The sequence below is a fragment of the Nonomuraea sp. NPDC003707 genome (genome assembly GCF_053587055.1).
Map to the genome: position 1 here is coordinate 24,988 of NZ_JBSFNK010000061.1, position 15,998 is coordinate 40,985.

9 protein-coding genes are annotated in these 15,998 nt (G+C 71.2%); 6 read left to right on the forward strand and 3 right to left on the reverse strand.

Translation table 11 applies throughout. The features are described 5' to 3' along the window. Window positions 1-50 precede the first annotated feature (50 nt). The 4 genes from ACWDRB_RS62870 (at window position 51) to ACWDRB_RS62885 (ending at window position 8,293) form a co-directional block, all read left to right on the forward strand. Window positions 51-356 carry a hypothetical protein gene (locus ACWDRB_RS62870; RefSeq protein ID WP_350730805.1) on the forward strand — a complete coding sequence of 102 codons (306 nt, stop codon included), beginning with the start codon at window positions 51-53 and terminating at the stop codon, window positions 354-356. Continuing rightward, window positions 353-1,501 (forward strand): bifunctional WXG100 family type VII secretion target/C40 family peptidase, encoded by a 1,149-nt coding sequence (locus tag ACWDRB_RS62875; protein ID WP_449911570.1) that lies wholly within the window; start codon window positions 353-355, stop codon window positions 1,499-1,501. The genes ACWDRB_RS62870 and ACWDRB_RS62875 overlap by 4 nt, the downstream gene beginning before the upstream one ends. Before the next feature lie 627 nt (window positions 1,502-2,128). Next, entirely contained in the window at window positions 2,129-3,262 is a 1,134-nt protein-coding gene (locus ACWDRB_RS62880; protein ID WP_449911572.1) for a hypothetical protein, read from the forward strand. Window positions 3,263-3,430: 168 nt separating this feature from the next. Continuing rightward, window positions 3,431-8,293, forward strand: coding sequence for a DUF4132 domain-containing protein (locus ACWDRB_RS62885; RefSeq protein ID WP_449911574.1), 4,863 nt, complete (start codon window positions 3,431-3,433; stop codon window positions 8,291-8,293). A 66-nt stretch (window positions 8,294-8,359) separates the two neighbouring features. On the opposite strand, the gene ACWDRB_RS62890 is transcribed toward ACWDRB_RS62885, so the two are convergent. Both ACWDRB_RS62890 and ACWDRB_RS62895 read right to left on the reverse strand, forming a co-directional pair. Continuing rightward, window positions 8,360-8,992, reverse strand: coding sequence for a TetR/AcrR family transcriptional regulator (locus ACWDRB_RS62890; protein ID WP_364254610.1), 633 nt, complete (start codon window positions 8,990-8,992; stop codon window positions 8,360-8,362). A 32-nt stretch (window positions 8,993-9,024) separates the two neighbouring features. Further along, window positions 9,025-10,221, reverse strand: a complete 1,197-nt coding sequence (locus ACWDRB_RS62895) for a cytochrome P450 (RefSeq protein WP_350730796.1) — start codon at window positions 10,219-10,221, stop codon at window positions 9,025-9,027. Between the two features lie 152 nt (window positions 10,222-10,373). Here ACWDRB_RS62895 and ACWDRB_RS62900 point away from each other — a divergent pair, with 152 nt between their 5' ends. Then, window positions 10,374-11,144: a class I SAM-dependent methyltransferase gene (locus ACWDRB_RS62900; protein WP_449911577.1), complete on the forward strand. Its 771-nt coding sequence runs from the start codon at window positions 10,374-10,376 to the stop codon at window positions 11,142-11,144. Between the two features lie 75 nt (window positions 11,145-11,219). Further along, window positions 11,220-12,227, forward strand: a complete 1,008-nt coding sequence (locus tag ACWDRB_RS62905; protein WP_449911579.1) for an aldo/keto reductase — start codon at window positions 11,220-11,222, stop codon at window positions 12,225-12,227. A 156-nt stretch (window positions 12,228-12,383) separates the two neighbouring features. Here the strand turns inward: ACWDRB_RS62905 and ACWDRB_RS62910 are convergent, their stop codons facing one another. Beyond that, window positions 12,384-15,395 carry an MGH1-like glycoside hydrolase domain-containing protein gene (locus tag ACWDRB_RS62910; protein ID WP_449911581.1) on the reverse strand — a complete coding sequence of 1,004 codons (3,012 nt, stop codon included), beginning with the start codon at window positions 15,393-15,395 and terminating at the stop codon, window positions 12,384-12,386. Between the last annotated feature and the right edge of the window lie 603 nt (window positions 15,396-15,998).

Sequence of the window (15,998 nt, forward strand, 5' to 3'; positions counted from 1 at the left end):
TTAGATTGTCGGGCGGTTGATGTTGATCTGACAGTAGAGGCGTGACTCACGTGGCAGGGTTTGAGATCTACTTCGACACGCTCGAAGAGTGCGCCACCAAGGCCAAGGGAGTCGCGAACCAGTTCAAGAGTGCGGCGGAGGACGGCCCCACGAGCGTCAGCACCTCCTGCTTCGGCGGTCTGGAGAACGTTTCTGACAAGCTCGCCAAGGCCGTCAACGACTTCGAAGTGAAGATCGACGCCGAGATACGCCACGCGCAACAGAACCTGACCAAGGTCGAGGCGGCCATCCACCAGGTCGTCACCAACGTCCGCACGGCCGATCTCCCCAGCGTTCCCCGGACGGAGCAGGTTTGACGGACATCTGGGACCAGTACCTCAGCCCCATCCAGCGCGTCATCGACGACCTGAGCGGCGACCAGGCCCAGATCTCCAAGATCTCGGGGCAATGGCGAACGCTGGCAGGCGACATCACCACAGAGAACGGCGTGATCAAACGCGCGGTCAACCGGGTGGACAGCGCGTGGAACGGCGCCGCCGCCGAGAGTTTCGTCAAGTACATGGCCAGATATCCCAAGTCCGGTACGGCACTGAGTGAGGCCCTGACCAGCTGCGCCGGCAAGCTGGATGCCGCCGGGAGCGCACTGGAGACGGCCAAGGGCGAGGTCCAAGCCCTCTACCGGGAGAAACGCGCCTGGCTGGACGAGCAGCGCAACGACCCCGACAGCACCACGATCTCGATGACGAGCATCCGGTCCCAGGTGTCCAACGCCCTCGATCGCGCCAAGGTGCACACGGACAAGGCCGCCGAGGCACTCGGTCAGGCCACCAGCGAGATCGGCAAATACCTCGGCGAGGTGCGGTTCTTCACCGGCATCCCCGCTCCCGGCGATCAAGACTTCGTTCCGGGCAACAAGGCCAAGATGCCCTGGATCCCCGACCCGGACTTCCGCCCGCACACCCCGAAGACGCAGCTGGCGTCCTACAACGGCAACGGCAACGGCCTGCCGCCCGGCGATGGCATCGGGAACGGCGTCAACGGGGCGGGCGGCAGCGGAGGCAGTGGAGGGGGCGGCGGTGGGGGCGCGCCTTCGCTGGCCGTCCCGCCGAACGCCCACAACCTGGCGCCCAACCCTCGTGCCCAGGCCGTCATCGACTACGCCCTCAAGCAGATCGGCGACCCTTACGTGTGGGGAGCGACAGGACCCGGCTCCTTCGACTGCTCCGGACTGACCCTGCGCGCGTACGAGTCCGCGGGGACCGCCATCCCCCGGGTCGCGAACGACCAGTGGCTGCGCGGACCGCGCATCCCTGATGGCAATGTACAGGCCGGAGACCTTGTCTTCTTCGACAACAACGGTGACGGCACCGCTGACCATGTGGGCATCGTGCTCGACCCCGAGAAGGGCACAATGATCCACGCGCCCAGACCGGGCTCCGAAGTCAAGATCGCCCCCTACAGCCGCACCCCCATGGGCTTCACCCGGCCGGGAACGAGCTGACCCCGGCTCAACGTGGCCGTACGCGACCCGATGGAAGGACATGCAGACGATCATCGGCCTTGCCGCGCGCCCGCAGGTCACGGATTCCCACGGTCGCCTGAGGTAGGGGTGAGAACTGAATCCGTGCGAACGTGCTGCTCGGGTGCCTATGCGGGCTCGGCTTGTTCGGCGTCGTGGGCCTTGAACGCGTTGTAGAGGGCGCGGCGGGAGATCCTTCGAGATGACCGGCCGACGGCCGCCGTGCCTGCCCTCTTTGCTGACCACGAAGACGTTGCCCGGCGCGACTCCGGCCGCCACGAGAGCGGCCAGTTGGACTTCGAGGATCTGGCCACGGGTGGAGACGCGCGCGTACCCGAACCGGCTGTGGTCGATCGGCTCGAAGAGTGTGCCTGATGTCCGCAATAGTCATGACACCAACACGCGCGGCTCAGTAGCCAGGCGGCTACGCTCTTCTGCCTGGCGATATTCACTCGTGCCGGGCCGTGGCCATCGGGATACTGCATCCTGATGACGGTATATGCATACGACAGCCCGGCCTCGTTCCGCGGGCAACTCCAGCGAGGCCGCGGCCTCGCGGCACGCCGTGCCTCAGCTGAATCCGGCGCCGCCGACACGGTGTACGAGTGCGTGATCACCGACACGCGATGGGACCGGCAGGTAGACCAGCGTGACAGCTATCTCGCCGGTCTGATCGGCCGGCTCAGCCTGCCGCTGGCGCCGATCGAGCAGCACCTTTTCGACTACGACGGCGATGATGAAGAGCCGGTCGGGCTCGCTTTGCAGGTCCTCGCCCTGCTGCCATGGGTCGGCCGCGGCGACGCGGCGACGATACTGCGCAGGTACGCAGTCGAGGGGCGACACTGGTCCTTGGCGCTGGAGGCGATCGGGGACAGCGGGGTCATGAAACTTCCCGCTCTCTGGGACGGGCTCGCCGACGACGTCATTGCCGTCCGCGACAACGCCCAGCTCGCGCAGGCGATCTGGTGCGACATGGAACCGTGGACGACGTTCGCGCGGTCCCAGCCACAGGTGAGGCGCATCGTCGAGGAGCTACAGGCGTCCCGCTCTCACAGGCCGGTCAGACCAAACCTCCAACACGCCGAACCTGGCGATCTGGTCCGGCTCGTCACTGCCGGTGGTCCCGCGCGCCGATGGGCGCTGGAGGAGCTGGGCAGGCGCGGCGATATGATCATCCTCGAATTCGCAGCAGACCCGGGACTGCGTAACGCCGCGGGGTGGACCCCGGGCGTGCCGCAGGCCCTGCGCCACCTTGGGACCGGGGCTCTGCCACAAGCCCGCGCCTGGATCGGCAGCGGCGACGACACGCTGGCCGCGTTCGGGGAGCGCGTGCTCGCAGAGGTCGGAGACCAAAGTGACGCACCGGTACTGCTGGCCGCGCTGCGCCGCGCCGTCGCGTCCGAAGAGTGGTGTGCGGCCGAGCTCCCGGCCCGAGCCATGGGACGGCTGGGAGTTCGCGAGGCCGTCGACGAACTCGTGGCCCTCTGGGAGGGCACTGTTCACTCACTGGCCCGGGAGGCATTCTTGGTCGGGCTTCAGGGATGTGCGCCACAGGAGGCCGCGCCTATCGCAATCGAAGGGCTTGACGACTGCGAACCCACAGTCCAGCAGGCCGCCTGTGCGAGAGCACAGGACACTGTCCGGGTCCGCTCGCGCCTTCTGGAACTGGCCGACGATCCTTTGGCCCCGGAGGTTCACCAAGCCGCGAACACGAGACTGCAAACCCTGGCCGATGCACCCTGAACTCGTGGGGGACCGCTGAGAATCAGCGCCGTGAAGTCACAGCGCTGACCTCCAGCCATGAGCGCCACGCGGCACGCGGCCCGGATCACCGCGCGGCCGCCCCCGCCGCTACGGATAAATCATCCGTTTTCCGCAGAATGTCGTAGGGATGATCAAGAATGGCGTCCCATGGGATGGATCGGGATCGCGACGGGCCACGAGCTCACCGTCGAGGGGACGCGGCGGCCGGTGCTCGCCTGCCGGACGGCCGCGGGCCGCGTGCTGGCCAAGGTGCCCGCCAACGTCGGGAAGGATCCGGCCGCGGTACGGCTCGCCGCCCTCTGCGACCGGCTCGGCGAGCACGCGCGGGCGGTGCACGACCGGGTCGAGTCCTGGATGGTGCGGTCGCTGCCCGTCCCAGCCGCGGTGTTCGCGGCCGTGTGGGACGACCCGGTGTGGCGCGAGACGCTCACCGGCCTGGTCATCGCTCCGATCATCGAGGGCGCGCCCGACCTCGGCCGCTGCGCGCTCCTGCGCGAGGGCGCGTGGACGGGCGCGGACGCCTTCGCGATCCCGCACCCGCTGCTGCTCGGCGACGAGCTGCCCATCTGGCGGGGACGGAACCTCACGCAGGTTGTCGAGCAGGTACGCCGCGAGGTGTGGACGCGTCCCGCGAGCATGGACCGTACCTTCGGCGTGGTCGACACCTTCCGATACGTGGACGCCCACTACGAGAGCGGCGCCGCGTTCGAGCGCCGCGTGCACGAGCTGGGCGGGCGCATCAAGGGGGACAGGGCGCGGTTCACCGTGCACGCGCCCGAGCCGCTCGGCATCGAGATCGACCTGCACTGGAGCGGGCCGATGAGCCCGGCCTACATGGAGTGGCTGAGCTTCACCGCGGGCGGCCGGGAGATCGGCGACATCGCCTGGTCCGAGGGCGTCCGCATTCTCATGGCTCTGTACGCGGACCGCACCGTGGACGAGACGGAGCCGGTGGTGGAGGCAGCCGAGGCGTACTCCCACTACTGCGACGCCCACCAAGGCGAGCCCGGCACCGTGGTGCCCTCCGGCATCACCGGCCCGACGCGCGACGTGCTGCTGCGCGCCGGGGCGGTGCTGCCGGGCGCGCCCGCCGGCTCCGACGAGGACACGTGCGTCGCCGTCCGCTACGAGCACTCCGTCCTGGACGAGCCGGTCGTCGAACTCGTCCGGCGCGCGGCCGTCGACGGCGACAAGGCCGAGAAGTCGCTGTACGACCTGGACCCGGTGGCGGAGACCGGCGTCGGCACCGTGCACGCGGGCCCGCTCGGCTTCCTCGCGTCCGCCCTGCTCTGGTACCCGGCGCACCGCGCCCGCATCCTGGCCGCGCACACCGACCTGCGGGCCGCCCGCGGCCTGGCCGCGCGCAAGCCCGGCCTCGCGCGCACCGCGCTCACCCGTACCGGCGACGACCTGGAGACGCACGCGCCCGAGCTGCTGCCGCCGTTCTACGAGGAGTGCGCGCGGATCATGGCCGCCGCGGGCAGCGACCGCTTCGCCGCCGCCTTCTTCGAGAAGGCCCGCGCCGCCGAGGACGCGCACGCGCTGCCGGTCGACGAGGCCGCGCTCGTCGCGGCGCACCTCGCCGCGGGACCGGACGCCGCCGGAACGGCCACGCTCAAGAAGCACGGCAAGCGGCTCGCCGCCCGCCATCCCGCCCCCGACGCGTACCGCTGGCACCGCAGCCTGCTCACCGCGTGGTGCGAGGAAGTCCCGGACGGCGCGGACGGCGCGCTGGCCCTGGCCGACGGCTGGGCGGCGCCGGCGAAGGCCGCCGGGCACACGCTCGGCGGGCCCGAGGACGAACGCGCCGTACGGGCCCTGCTGGAGAGCGGCTGCATGGAGTCGGCACCGCAGGCCCTCTGGACGTTCGTCCTTCCGTTGCTCGGCCCGATGGCACGGGCGGACGCGGGCATCGGCCGCGCGCTCCTCGGCATCCTGCCGCTGCCCGCCAAGGACACCCCCAAGGCGAAGAGCGCGGCAGTGTCGCTCCTCCTCGGCAACCTCGCGGGCGCGGGCCTGACCGCCCCGTTCAGCACGTCCCCCGGGCCGGCGGGGGCGGCGGTGAAGGACTGGCTCGGCCGCTTCCTGAAGCTGTACGCGGGGCTCGCACTCCCCGTCGCCGGCCTCGGCGACCTCCTGCACGACGCCGGTACGCGGCTGCGCGCGGAGGGCCTCACCTGCGACGACCATGAGGCGGTACTGGGAGCGGACGAGGACGAGGTCAACCGCTGGGAGGAGACCGCCGCCGACCTCCCGCTCCTCGATCTCCTCCTGGACCGCGGCGTCCCGCTCGCGCGGCCCCGGCTGCTGCACACGTTCAAGCTGTACGACCGGCTCGCCTCCGGAGCGGGCACCGACCTCGGCGCCGTCGCCGCCGACCCGGACTGGGCTCCGCTGCTGCGCGACGCGATCGCGGGCAACGTGACCAACCAGCTCAACGTCACCGAGCCCGCCGTCCCGAAGCAGACCGCCCCCGAGACCATACGGGCTCTGACCGCGACACCGGGAACGGCGCAGATCGTCGCCGCCATCCTGGCCGAGCATGCCGAGCGGGTCCCAGATCAAGGGCTTCCGGACGCGCACGCCGCCCTGTGCGACGCCGAACGGTTCACCATCGCCGGAATCCCCGGCCCTCTCCTGGACAGCGTCCGGACGATCGCGACCGGGACGGACCCGGCCCGCGCCCTCGCCACCACGCTGAGCGGCGGCGTCCTCGACGAACTGGAGTTGCCCGCCTTCGTCCCCGGCCACGTCAACACCATCACCGACTACCTGGAAGAGAGCGGCACCGACCTGCTCCTGATCGAGTCCGGCCGGCTCTGGGAGCACAAGTTCCGCGCCTCCGTCGTCACACCGGATGGAGTCGGCCCGTCCCACGGCTTCGGCACGTACGAGTCCGTCTCCAGCCGGTCCCACGAACGGACCGAGGCGCGCGACCTCTACGACCGCTGCCTGATCGCCGTGAACGGCCGGGTGACCGTGCTGGACCACGGCGGCCCGCACTGCCCGCACGGCAGCGCGCACCCCGCCGCCCGCCGCGTCGTACCGGCCGACGGCGAACGGGTCGCCTTCCCCGGTGGCGCCGAGGCCACCGTGTGGCGCGGCCAGGGCCGGATCATCGAGCTGCGGGACCCGGCCGGGCGGACCATCGGCCGCTACGTCCGCGGCTGGGGCAGGGTGCCCGAGCACGACGGCGCCGAGAACATCAGCACGGTTGAGCACCACCGCTACGCGTCCGGGACCCGCCTGGTCGCGCCTCCCGGCCGGTGGTCGGCGATGCGGCCGCGCGACCCCGAAGGATCCAGGGCGCTGCGCGCCGTCGACGAGAAGAAGGCGCAGGCCCTGATCGACGTCGCGGACGCCGCGCTCGCCGCCGACCTCATGCGGGTGCTGGACCCCGAGAGCGGGTACGCGGAGAAGGACGCCGCCCGCGACGAGCTGGCGGGACGGCTCCACCCGCTCCTGCCGGAGATCACCGACGAGTCGCTGTGGAAGGGCGCCACGTTCCTGGTGTGGACGGCCGTCGAATGCCGCGAGCGCGCGTTCGCCCTGCTGGAACGCCTGGCGCTGACCCCGCCGCCCCACCTGCGCCCGGCGCCCGCCTCCGCGGCACCCGCCGTCCGGTCCGAGAAGTCCCCCGAGCCGGACGATCCGGGGCCTGAGTCCGCGTACGAGAGGATCGTCCACTTCACCCGTGCCGCCGTCGATGTGCCGTACGACAAGAAGATCGCGATATTCGACGCCCCCGCCGTCAAGGGGGTCGAGAACACGCTGGGCCGCCTCGGCGCCGCCGTCCTGGAGGCCGCGTGGGGCAACGGCGGCGGGCGCGCGCGACTTCTGGAACTGGCCGCCGTCCCCGAACTCCTCCGTACCGACGGCGCCTGGCACGTCGCCCGGCTGCGCCCGGAGTACGACCTCGGGCAGATCCGCTCGGGCCGCGGCCCCATCTCGGCCGCCGCCGTCGCCGACCACGAGCAGGTGGGGCACGGGTACGCGGTCACGGCGCTCCTCCACACCCCGGACGGCCCCGACCCGCTCCTGTTCACCCGCAACCGCGCCGTCGAGCTGCGAACCTGCCGCGGCTGGGGCGACCCGGACCGGCTCCGGCGGGCGCTCGACCTGATCGCCGAGAGCGGTCCGCCGCCCGTGGACCGGGAGGCGACCGTACGGGTGTTCGCCGAGGCCACCGGCCTGTCACCGGCCCAGTGCCTGATCCTGCTGTCCACCTCGGCCCGCACGCTCTCCTGGCCGGACGGCTGGGCGCGGGGCCGCCTCGCCGCCTTCCGCAAGGGCGACGCCGCCCGCGCCCGCGAACTCGACCTGACCGAGATCGAACTGCGCATCGCCGCGCTCTCCCTGGAGGCGCTCGCCAGCACCGACGAGGCCGTCGAAGTCGTCGAACTGCTCATGCCCGACGACCCCGCCGACCTCTGGCGTACGGGCCCCGACCTGGGCCGGGCGGTCGCGTACTGGACGGAACGCCACCCGAGGCTCACCCCGCTCACCACCGAGCAGTGGGTCACCCTCGCCTCCGGCGCCGAGGACGCCCTGGAGGCGCTGATCGCCCTGCTCGGCGAGCGTCCGTCCGTACCGCCGCTGGGTCACATCGCCCGCGCCGCGAGGCTCCTGGCCGACCGCCTGCCCAAGAAGGACCATTCCGCCCGTACGACCGCCGCCGCCCGCCTGCGTGACCTGCACGAACACGTCACCGGCCCGGACACGACCCTGCCCATCGCCTCCGGGGTCACCTCGGTCACCGCCCTGGAACGAGCCGCCGGAGCGACCGCGGCCCACCTCCCGGAGAGCAGGCTCGCCATCGGCGCAGCCCTCACCCTGGAGCCCGCCGGAGACGGCTACCGCGTCCACCTGCGCCCGTCGCGCTGGTCCGACCTGGACGCGCTGGCCCCGGCCCTCCGCCGCGGCGGCGCCACCGATGTCGCCCTGGTCATGGAGGACCTGCGCTTCCTCCGTTCGTCCGAGCCGCTGGAGGCCGCGGCCCGGCTGGAGTGACGTTCCCGGAGGCGCGCGGTGCGGGCCATGATGTCCAGCCGCCTTCACAGTCGGGATCAGGCGGGTTCAGTGTCCGATCTGTCGCGAAGTCAGGGAGGAGTCGAGGATGTGGTGCGACCGGGCGGAGGGGGCCGGCAGTTCGTCGTCCGACGGCCGCAGGCTCGACAGCAGCAGCGCCAGGTAGCGGCGGAGATCTCCGCATTCGGGGTCACCCGAATGCATGGTGGCCAGCGCCATCACCAGGATGGCGGCCAGGTCGCGGACGATCAGGTCGTGGCGTACCGCGCCCTGCCGCTGGGCCCTGGCCAGCACGACGCCCAGCGGCCCCATGAACCGTACGGCGATGTCGACGGTGAACGCCCCCGACATGCGCGCCGCCCGCAGCAGGGCGCGGTGCGCCGCGAGGGTCTCGACCGAGGCGGTCAGCGCCTCGGTCAGCGCCCGTCCGGCGTCGTCGGCGTCGCGCGCGGCCAGGACCAGCGGCTCGACCTCTTCGGCGAAGTATGTCTGGAAGGCCGCCCTGATCACGCCGTCGCGGTCGCCGAACCTGCGGTAGACGGTGGCGCTGCCGATGCCGGCGTAGCGGGCGATCTCCTCGAGTGACACGTCCGGGCCGTGCTCGCGCAGACTCGCGATGGCGGCCCGGACGATCTTGTCCGCGTTACGCAGCGCGTCGGCTCGCTGTCGCTGCTCGTGCACATGTGAACGCTAGCAGCCGACGCGCCCTGGGTTCACCAGGCGACTTCGAAGCTGGTCAGCCCGAAGACGATGTGGAAGGAGCGGAACTCGGCGGGGGCGCCGCTCTCGCGCAGGCCGGGGAAGCGCTCGAACAGGGCGGGGAAGGCGATGCGCAGCTCCATCCTGGCCAGCGGCGCGCCGAGGCAGTGGTGCACGCCGTGGCCGAAGGCGACGTGGCCCATCTCGCCGCGGGTGATGTCGAAGCGGTCGGGGTCGGAGATGTACTTCGGGTCGCGGTTGGCCGAGGGCAGCGCCAGCATGACCAGATCGCCCGCCGGGATGTGCTGTCCCGCGACCTCCACGTCGGTGGTGGTCACCTTGGCCACGCCCGAGTGCACGATGCTGAGCCAGCGCAGCAGCTCCTCCACCGTGGCGCCGATCCGCTCGGGTTCTTTCATGAGCAGTTCGAGCTGGTCGGGGTGGCGCAGCAGGGCCAGAGTGCCGAGCCCGAGCATGTTGGAGGTCGTCTCGTGGCCGGCCAGGAGCAACAGGCTGGAGATGCCGGCGAGCTCGTCGATCGACAGATCGTCGCCGTGCTCGCGCACCAGCATGCCGAGCATGTCCTCGCCCGGCTCGGCCTTGGCACGGGCGACCAGCTCGGACATGTAGGCACGCGACTCCAGCGAGGCCGCTGTGCGCTCCTCGGGGGACCTGGAGATGTCGAGCAGCGTGTTGGTGCGCTGCTGGAAGTCTTCGCGGTGCTCGTACGGGACCCCGAGCAGCTCGCAGATCACCAGCGAGGGGATGGGCAGCGCGAAGGTCTTGATCAGGTCGACCGGCGAGCCCGCGCGCTCCATCGCGTCGAGGTGGTCGTTGACGATGTCGTGGATGCGGGGCTCCAGCCGGCGCATGCGGCGCATGGTGAACTCCGGCGTCAGCATCCTGCGCAGCCGGGAGTGCTCCGGCGGGTCGAACAGCAGCAGGTTGCCCGCCTGCATCTTCGCGACCTGCTCGGGGCTCAGGCCCTGCATGCCGGGGGCCGGGAGGTTCTGCGGGCGCCTGTTGCTGAACCGCTCGGCGTCTCCGAGGATCTCCTTGACGTCGGCGAAGCGGGTCACGAGCCAGGCTTCGAGCCCGAACGGCGTGGGCACCCGCTCGATGCCCGCGCTGTCGCGCAGTTTCGCGAGCTCGGGCACCGGATCGAACGCGGTGCGCCGCATATGCAGGGGCAGAGTCACAGGATCGCTCATGTCATCTCCTGGAGAGGCCGATGTGCCGGAAACGCCCTTCAAAAATGATAGTAGTCCATCACTTGCTCGGGGTGGGCGGCGACCGGCACGTGGCGCGTTCCCGCAGCACAGCCTTCTGCATCCTTTCCCGTGGGCTCTCATATCGTCGGATCATGGAATCCCACGAGCTCCATCTGGACCGCGCACGAGCCACGTCGTTCGGCTCGGTGGCCGAGCAGTACGACCGATATCGCCCGGAGTCCCCCGACGAGCTGATCGACGAACTCACGGCGGGCCATCCAACCCGCGTGCTCGACGTCGGATGCGGCACCGGCAAAGTGGCCCGGACGCTGGCCGGACGAGGGCTGGCGGTGCTGGGGGTCGAGGTGGACGAGCGCATGGCGAACGTCGCACGGGGCCACGGCGTCGAGGTGGAGGTCGCCCCGTTCGAGACCTGGGATGACGCGGGGCGTCGTTTCGACCTCATGACCTGCGGCGACGCGTGGCACTGGATCGACCCCGACGCCGGCATCGCGAAGGCCGCACGGGTGCTGGCCACCGACGGCGTCATGGCGTGGTTCTGGAACTCCTCGCAGGTCGAGGAGCCGGTGGCCGCGGCGTTCACCCGCGTGTACGCGCAGCACGCGCCGGAGATCGTCTGGGTCTGGGGACCACGGGACACGACCCGTTCCGAACGCGTGCCGCTCTCCGGCCGCGACGCGTTCTCCCCGATCGAGGAGAAGGTCTACCGGCAGGAACGCGTTCTGACCGCCGATCAGTGGGTCGGGCTCGTCGCGACGTCGAGCGATCATCTCCGGCTCGGCGCCGAGCGGCTCGCGGCACTGCTGCGGGTGGTGCACGGCACCATCGAGTCCCTGGGCGGCCATGTACGCATCCAGCACGAAACCACCGCCCTGATCTGCCGACGGCGGCGGCGCCTTTGACCCGTTCCCCGTTTCCTTGACCTGGAGCGCGCTCCAGCTCCTAGCGTCGGTGGCACCGAGAAGGGAGCAGATCACGTGAGAACAGTGCAGCTTGGCCGTACGGGCGAGCAGGTCAGTCAGCTCGCCCTGGGATGCATGATCATGGGAACGGCGACACCGGAGGACGAAGCCGTCACGATCCTCGATCGGTACCTCGAGGCCGGAGGCAATTTCCTGGACACCGCCGACTGCTACTGCTGGTGGGAGAACCGGGGGAGCTACGGCGGCGAGAGCGAAGAGCTGCTGGGTCGCTGGTTGGCCAGGACCGGGCGGCGTGAGCAGGTGTTCCTCGCGACCAAGGGCAGCGCCGTGGTACGCGACCTGGACGCGGTCTGGTCCGAGGGCCGGCCTGACTGGGACGCCGCCTACCGGACGTTCGTCGGAGCCGGGGCGAAGACCTTGCGCGAGGCCATCGACGGCAGCCTGCGCCGGCTCGGCACCGACCATGTCGACCTGTACTACGTGCACGTCGACGATCACGCCACCCCCCTGGAGGAGACGCTGGAGGCGCTGGCCGGTATCGTCCAGGCCGGCAAGGCCCGCCACATCGGCTGGTCCAACGTGCGGACTTGGCGGTTGGAGCGGATCCGCCAGTTGTGCGCCCAGCACGGCTGGCCGGCGCCGGTGGCGCTCCAGCAGCAGCACTCCTACCTACGGCGCCGGGCCGGGCTCCGGCACGCGTCCATCGTGGACGACGAGCAGCTCGACTACCTGCAGGCACACGACGACCTGACCCTGGTCGCCTATTCGCCGATCCTCAAAGGCATCTACGACAGCCCCGCCAAGCGCGCAGGCCACGGGGTGATGGACCCGTACCAGGGCCCGGACGCCGAGGCCCGACTCGCCGTCGCCGCCGAGGTGGCCGCTGAGACCGGCGTCACCCCGAACGCGCTGGTCCTCGCCTGGCTGCTGCACCAGACCTCGCCGGAGATCGTGCCGCTGATCGGGCCGCGCACGCTCCAGCAGTACGAGGCGGCGCTACCGGCGCTCGACGTCAAGCTCACAGCGGAGCAGCTTGCCCGCCTCGACGCCGCCGGAGCCTGACCGGAACCCGACGTCGGGCGACCTTCGTGATGCACTCGTCAGCGGCCATCGTGGCGAACTCCCTGCGCGCGATCGAGTGGGGTTTGCCGGAGACGGCCGCCTGACGACATCCCACCGCACGGCGCGGCCCGGTGCGGAGACGGGACCGGCCGGCGGTCAGGTGGCGCGGCCCTCCAAACCGGCGATGGTGATCGTGCCGGAGGTGGCGCGCAGGCCGAAGCCGTACCGGAAGCCCTCGCGGGCCTGCGGCGTGGCCAGCGTGGCGCCGATGCCGGCCGTGCGGAGCCGATGCCACCGGCCGCCCGTGTGGGCGAAGGAGGTGATGGTGTCGCCGGACAGCACCAGCGCGAACCGGTCGCCCGGCGCGAGCGTCAGCGGCGCGTCGCCGGGCGTGTCCAGGAAGCGGCCGCCGACCCGCACGTTGATGCCGGACTGCTTGCGGGTGTTGTTGTACCACGCGGTCACGTAGGTGTCCCGGTCCTTGACCCAGCCGACGAACACGCTGTCCTCCGGGCTGCCGGTGCCGGCGAACGAGCCGACCGTCACCACGCTGATCGCCTCGGCCGACGACGGCCCCGCCGGGCCCGCCATCAACCCGAAGAAGGGTTGCGCGCCGCTGCCCGCGAACCGGCCGCCGCCGGCCGTGGTCGCCGGCTTGGCCTCGCCGTTGAAGGGCTGGTGCACCGTGTAGCCCGCCGAGGTGTCAGCGGTGAACGTGTCCTGGGCCTCGACCTTCGCATAGGAGGCGGGGTCGAGCGGCACCTCCACGTGCGCGTACGCGCTGGCGGCCCGCGCGGACCGGTCGTACGTCGCGAAGGCGCGCACCGGGTAGGCGTCCGGGTGTGGCGAGGGCCCGGGCGGCGGCGTCACCCGCCAGCGCACCGCGAACCGGCCGCCGGGCCGCACCACGGGCGTCTCCGCGTGTCCGAGCGGCTCGGCCGACCAGCCCGGCGGCACGGCAGGCGTCACCTTGACCTGCGTGGCCGGCTTGCGGCCGTCGTTGGTGAAGGTGGCGGTCACCACGGCGGGCACGCCCTGCTCGGTGACGGCCGCGTCCAGCCGGGTGTCGCCCGCGGCGGGCGACCACGCCTGCAGCTCGGTGACGCCGACGTACGCGCCGGGCGGGTTGCCGAACACCAGCCGGATCCTGGTCGTGGCCAGGGCCGGGAACGTGATCCGGTTCAGCGCCGCACCCGGCTCTCGCGGCGTGCGCGCCTGGCCCGGCACCTCCCGCCACGCCGACCTGTCCCAGAACTCCAGCCGGTACGACGCCGGCGCCCGCACCCCGCCCCCGTCGTCGTAGGCGTAGAACCGCACGTCGCTCACCTGGGTCGGCACGCCGAAGTCCACCCCGAGATGGTCCTCCGGGTTCGGGGAGCGGTAGTTGGTCCAGCGGCTGTGCGGGATGTCGTCGTAGAAGATCCGCCCGTCCACCGCGTCCCACACGTTGTCGATGCCGTTGGTGTACGACGCGAACGGTTTGGGGTAGCCGGTTCCGTACGGATTCGCGGCGTCGTTGCCGGGACGCGAGGAGCGGTCGGGCGCGACGGCGGCCGGCACGCGGGCGGTCAGCTCGCCGAGCGCGGACCGCGCGGCGGCGAGCCTGCCGTTCACGTAGACGCGCAGTCCCTTGCCCTGGCCGTACCTGGTGCCGTCGCGGTCCCACAGCACCGTCACGTTGTGCCCGTGGTACGGCACGTTCTCCAGCGCGAAGTGGTCCCACTCCGCGGGTGCCAGCGGGTTCACCACGACCTTGCCGTCCGCCTGCGGGCGCAGCCCGATCAGGCCGCTGATCACCAGGTCGTCGAAGGTGGAGTGGTTGTAGTGCTCGCTGTGCCCCCGCGCGTCGTAGATCCAGCGCGGCTCGTCGGGGTGGTGCGCCTCGGCGATGTACGGGTGGCCGTCCTTGTACTGGGTGAGCGCGTAGCCGCGCAGCACCCGGTAGTAGTCGGCGGCGGTGACGACGTCCTGGTCGCGGTCGTTGAGCAGGTTGGCCATGGCGGTGAGCGTGGTCGAGGTGGAGTACGGCCAGCTCGGGCCGTCCCAGCGGCAGCAGCCGCCGAGCGCGTCCCGCATGAAGAAGGGGCTGCGCCGCTCGGCCGTGGTCGGCCCGTACGGCGCGGCGAACCCCTGCGGGTCCAGCAGTTGCGCCCACGCCTTCTCGGTTCCGGGCTTGGCCATGCCGAACGCCCACGGCACGAACCCGATCTGCTCCCTCGTGGAGACCAGCTTCCGCTGCGGGTCCAGGTCGGCGCGGGCCTTGTGGTAGAAGAACTGCCGCTCCGGGTCCCACAGGTAGCGGTGCAGCGCGTCGCGCAGGGAGGCGGCCCGCCGTTCGAACGTCCTGGACAGGGCTCCGTCGCCGCGCATCCGGGCGATGGCGGCGATCGCCCTGGCGTCGCCGTACTGGTAGGCGTTGAGCGTCGGCCGGTAGCCCGCGCCGCCGTGGTAGGGATCGGCCGGGTCGGTCTCGTAGGAGGAGGCGGTGTACTCCATCGCGTCCCACACCGGCACCGACCAGTACAGGCCCAGGTCCTTGTCGTACTGGCCGCCCCACTTGTCGTACTGGCGGACCAGGCCGGGCAGCAGTCCTTCGACGAAGGACGCGTCGCCTGTGACGAGATAGCGCTGGTAGGCGGCGTCGGCCGCCCACCAGGCGTACTGGTGCGCCCAGTCGTCGGTGTCCTTGTTGAGGTACTCCTCCTTCGGCTTGGGGCCGCTGCCGGGGCCCTGCAGCCAGTAGGCGAGGTAGTCGTCGATCGGGCGGCTGTCGCGCAGCCAGCGGCCCTCGTACACGTGGTGGCCGGCGGCCGCGACGATGCCGCCGAGCGGCGCGGCGTAGCCGGGGGCGTTGTGGAACTCGGTGATGATGTCGCCGGTCGCGGAGTCGGTGTAGCGGATGTGGCGCTTGTAGGTGCTCCAGCGGTAGTAGTAGACGTCCTGGATCTCCCGGTCGGGCACCTCCAGGAAGGGGATGTTCGCCTCGTACCACTCCGGCTCGGCGTATCCGGCCAGCAGCGCCCGGTGGTCGAGGAAGGCGGTGCCCGGGCCGACCTCGGGGTATACCGGCGGGGGCTTCGGAGTGGCGGCGTTCGCCGGGGTGAGGGTCAGGGCGGTCGGCGCGACCAGCGCCGCGAGCATCGCGAGCGCCGCAGCCGTGCGTCTCATGGTCACCTCAAGCGTTCTCGGGGGGTGACAGTAGACCGCTCAGATCCGATCGCACTTGCGGATCGAATCTGACCGATATTGCCCACATATTGACCAGTCGCGAGCGAAAACGCAAGATCTGTCCGGGAATGCGCGCCGACATCCTGACCGCAGATATCGCCCTGCCTGCCTCTGGACTGCTGGCCGGGTCCCGCCAGCATCGCCCGCGTCGCGCCCGAGGCGGGAACGGCGCTGAGCTACGTGGCCGCCAGGGGGAAGTCGAGTTCCGTGCCGCCCCCAAGGTCGGCAGGCGCCCGGATCGCCGGCGTCGTCGACTGGGCGTGGTGTCTGCGGTTCGTTGAGGCGTATGAGGGGTGGCACCGGAATACGAGGGTTTCTGAGAATCAAGCCTGGTCTTTCTCTGGAGCATCAGACGGGGCATTTCGTGGCAAGCCTGTGTAGGGTGCCAGCCCACATAAGCCCAGACCCACATTGAGTGGATCTTGCGTGGTTCCCCGTTGGTGGACAGCACCTCGGTGGTCGGGCTGGGGTCGTGGCCGTCGCCTGATGCGCCCGCTCAGTCGTCGACGGCCTGTACCGCGGCGGCGATCGGCTCGAGCCCCG

Excerpts from the sequence above, each read along its gene's own strand:
- ACWDRB_RS62910 (WP_449911581.1), bottom strand. The coding sequence starts at position 15,395 with ATGAGACGCACGGCTGCGGCGCTCGCGATGCTCGCGGCGCTGGTCGCG.
- ACWDRB_RS62895 (WP_350730796.1), bottom strand. The coding sequence starts at position 10,221 with ATGAGCGATCCTGTGACTCTGCCCCTGCATATGCGGCGCACCGCGTTC.
- ACWDRB_RS62885 (WP_449911574.1), top strand. The coding sequence starts at position 3,431 with ATGGGATGGATCGGGATCGCGACGGGCCACGAGCTCACCGTCGAGGGG.
- ACWDRB_RS62900 (WP_449911577.1), top strand. The coding sequence starts at position 10,374 with ATGGAATCCCACGAGCTCCATCTGGACCGCGCACGAGCCACGTCGTTC.